Source organism: uncultured Limnohabitans sp., assembly GCF_937889215.1.
In the GTDB taxonomy this organism is placed as follows: Bacteria; Pseudomonadota; Gammaproteobacteria; order Burkholderiales; family Burkholderiaceae_C; genus Limnohabitans_A.
This window is the reverse complement of record NZ_CALBEX010000208.1, coordinates 1-2,986: the sequence shown is the minus strand read 5'-3', so window position 1 is coordinate 2,986 and position 2,986 is coordinate 1. Positions and strand designations below refer to the sequence as shown.

General features: G+C 60.6%; 3 protein-coding genes and 1 pseudogene. 2 read left to right on the top strand and 2 right to left on the bottom strand.

Annotated elements, in window-relative coordinates:
* Together Q0341_RS05425 and Q0341_RS05420 are read left to right on the top strand one after the other, a co-directional pair.
* On the top strand, positions 1-1,380 hold a 1,380-nt coding region (locus tag Q0341_RS05425), incomplete at its 5' end, for a 3'-5' exonuclease (protein WP_299511063.1).
* A gap of 46 nt (positions 1,381-1,426) precedes the next feature.
* Positions 1,427-1,903 carry a peptidylprolyl isomerase gene (locus Q0341_RS05420; RefSeq protein ID WP_299511062.1) on the top strand — a complete coding sequence of 159 codons (477 nt, stop codon included), beginning with the start codon at positions 1,427-1,429 and terminating at the stop codon, positions 1,901-1,903.
* Between the two features lie 13 nt (positions 1,904-1,916).
* On the opposite strand, the gene Q0341_RS05415 is transcribed toward Q0341_RS05420, so the two are convergent.
* Together Q0341_RS05415 and Q0341_RS05410 are read right to left on the bottom strand one after the other, a co-directional pair.
* A complete protein-coding gene (locus tag Q0341_RS05415; protein ID WP_299511060.1) occupies positions 1,917-2,717 on the bottom strand; it encodes a BPSS1780 family membrane protein in 801 nt (266 codons plus the stop codon).
* Between the two features lie 5 nt (positions 2,718-2,722).
* A pseudogene (locus Q0341_RS05410) lies at positions 2,723-2,986 on the bottom strand (homoserine kinase); the annotation flags it as partial.

Sequence of the window (2,986 nt, the reverse complement as noted above, 5' to 3'; positions counted from 1 at the left end):
GTGGAAGAGCTGCGCCAGTTGGTCAAGCAAGACGGCTTTGAGCGCAAGGAAGTGGCGCTGCTCTACCGCAGCAACGCGCAAAGCCGGGTGCTCGAAACCGCGCTGTTCAACGCCGGGTTTCCGTACCGCGTGTATGGCGGTTTGCGCTTTTTTGAACGCGCCGAAATCAAGCACGCGCTGGCCTACCTGCGCCTGATGGAGAACCCCAACGACGACACCAGCTTTTTGCGGGTGGTCAACTTTCCGCCACGCGGCATCGGCGCACGAAGCATCGAGCAATTGCAAGATGCCGCTCGCGCCGCAGGCTGCTCATTGCACGACGCGGTGAGCGCCACCAAGGGCAAGGCCGGGGCCAATCTGGCCGCGTTTGTGGCCATGGTCGATGTGCTGCGCGAGCAGACCGAAGGGCTCACGCTGCGCGAGATCATCGACTTGGTGCTGGACAAGACGGGCTTGGTGACCCACTACCGCGCCGAAAAAGAAGGTGCCGACCGGGTGGAAAACTTGGAAGAATTGGTCAACGCCGCCGAGAGCTTTGTCACTCAAGAAGGTTTTGGGCGCAGTGCGGTGGCCATGCCGCAAGGTTTGTCGCAAAGCCCGGCCAGTCAGGGCGTGAGCGCTTCAGCCGACGCGGGTTTGGGCAACATTGACGACTTCAGCGAAGACGGCGTGATCATGAGCCCGCTGGCGGCATTCCTCACCCATGCTTCGCTGGAGGCGGGCGACAACCAGGCGCAGGCCGGTGAAGACGCGGTGCAGTTGATGACGGTGCACGCCAGCAAGGGTCTGGAGTTTGACGCGGTGTTCATCACCGGTCTGGAAGAAGGCCTGTTTCCGCACGAAAACGCGATGAACGATTTTGACGGCCTGGAGGAAGAGCGCCGCCTGATGTACGTGGCCATCACCCGCGCCCGCAAGCGTTTGTATTTGAGCCATTCGCAAACCCGCATGCTGCACGGCCAGACCCGCTACAACCTGAAAAGCCGCTTTCTGGAAGAGTTGCCCGAAGAATGCCTGAAATGGGTCACGCCCAAAAGTGGCGGATTCTCGAACCTGGGCAGCGCGGGTGGTGGCAGCGCTGGCGCTGGGTCCTCGGGCGGCGGTTGGCCGCAAACCCCAGCCTTCAATCGCCATGCCCGCCCGGCTTGGGGCCAAAGCAGCCTGAGCACTGAGACCTACAAAAGGCCGCCTGTTCCTGTGCAAAAGGCCGCGCCTGAACACGGCATCACCGCAGGCCAACAAGTCTTCCACACCAAGTTTGGCGAAGGCAAAGTGTTGGCGGTGGAGGGCGTGGGGGGCGATGCCCGTGCCCAGGTCAATTTCCCACGCCATGGCGTGAAATGGCTGGCGCTGAGCGTGGCCAAACTGACGGTGGTTTGAGGCTTTTTGCGCCCGATCACCCTTTGATTTCCTCCTGAAAGTTCCCATGAAAATCACCCAAGACACCGTCGTGACCATGCAGTACAAAGTGACCAACGCCCAAGGCCAGTTGCTGGACAAGGTGCAAGAGCCGACCTCGTATTTGCACGGCGGCTACGACAACACCTTCCCCAAAATCGAAGCCGCGCTCGAAGGCCAGGAAGTGGGCTTTGCCACCACTTTGAAACTGGCCCCGGCCGACGCCTTTGGCGAGCGCGACGAAAGCCTGGTTCAGACCATCCCCAAAAGCGAGTTTCCACCGGGTGTGAAAGTGGGTGGCCAGCTGCGCGGGCGCACGCCTGATGGGCAAGAGCAAGTGTTCAATGTGCTCAAAATCAAGGGCGACAAGGTGATTCTGGACGGCAACCACCCTTGGGCCGGGCAGCACCTGACGCTGAGCCTGAAGGTGCTGGAGGTGCGTGCCGCCTCAGCCGATGAGGTGACGCATCGGCATGCACATGGCGCACACGGGCACCACCATTGAGCAGTTCAGTTTTTTAACCGGGCCGATCCGCGCTGGCGGGCGGCTCGTCGTAGACATCGGTCGAGAAGCAGTCGCGCACCGAAAACAGCATCGAGGTAAAGAACATGGCCGCCACCATCAGCGCCAATGGCATGAAGGTGGCCGTCATCAAGCCGGGATTGCCCATGAGGCTGCTGATGACCAAGGCCAACACACCGACTGTCATGAAAATCACGCCCCAGGCAAACACGTAAACCACAAAGGCACGCAGGTTACGCCAGCAGGCCACGAAGCTGAAAAACAGGCTCTTCACAGCCGGCATGCCATACCAATGGACCAAGGCGGGGGCGTGCCAAAACATCATGGACAGCGGCACATAAAACAGCATTGACACCCACAAAGCGTTCTGAAAAGAGTCGGCCGTGACCACTTCGGCCGTCATGGCCTCGCCGCCAAAGTAGACCTTGGCAAAGGTGCCGCCGTCGGCCAGGGTGGACAAGAACATGACCACCAAAAAAATCACAGCGTAAAGCCCCCCGAGTTGGAGCATGGCCTGGCGGTGTGGTCCGGCCTTGAAGGCCACAAACAGCACGCTGGGCATGGGGAACTTGCCATCGCTGGCGCTCTGGGTCGCGGCCATCATGCCCAGCGTCAATGCGGGCAAGATGATCAGCGCCAGGGCGCCACCCACGAAGGGCACGATCGACACGATGGAGACCGTGGTCATGAATAGAAAAAACAGGCCTGACAGGGCCAGGGGCTGACGCCAAAAGGTGCTCATGCCTTGGCTCACCCATTTGAGGCCAGTTTTGGCGGGAACGATTTTCAAATTCATGGTGTTCAGAAGAGGTCGGACAGGGAAATGGGCTGTTGCACCCGACCGCGCAAAACGCGCTCGAAATGGGTCGGGTCGTGGGGGGTGAGCATGGTGGCTTCGCGTGGCAGATGGTAGTCCCACAGGCGTGAAATCCAAAAACGCAAAGCCCCTGCGCGCAAAAGGGCAGGCAACAAATCGCGCTCGGCCGCGCTCAAAGGGCGTGTTTGGTTGTAGGCCTGCACCATGGATCGGGCGCGTTCGCTGGCGTGCAAGCCGGTGGGCAAGTC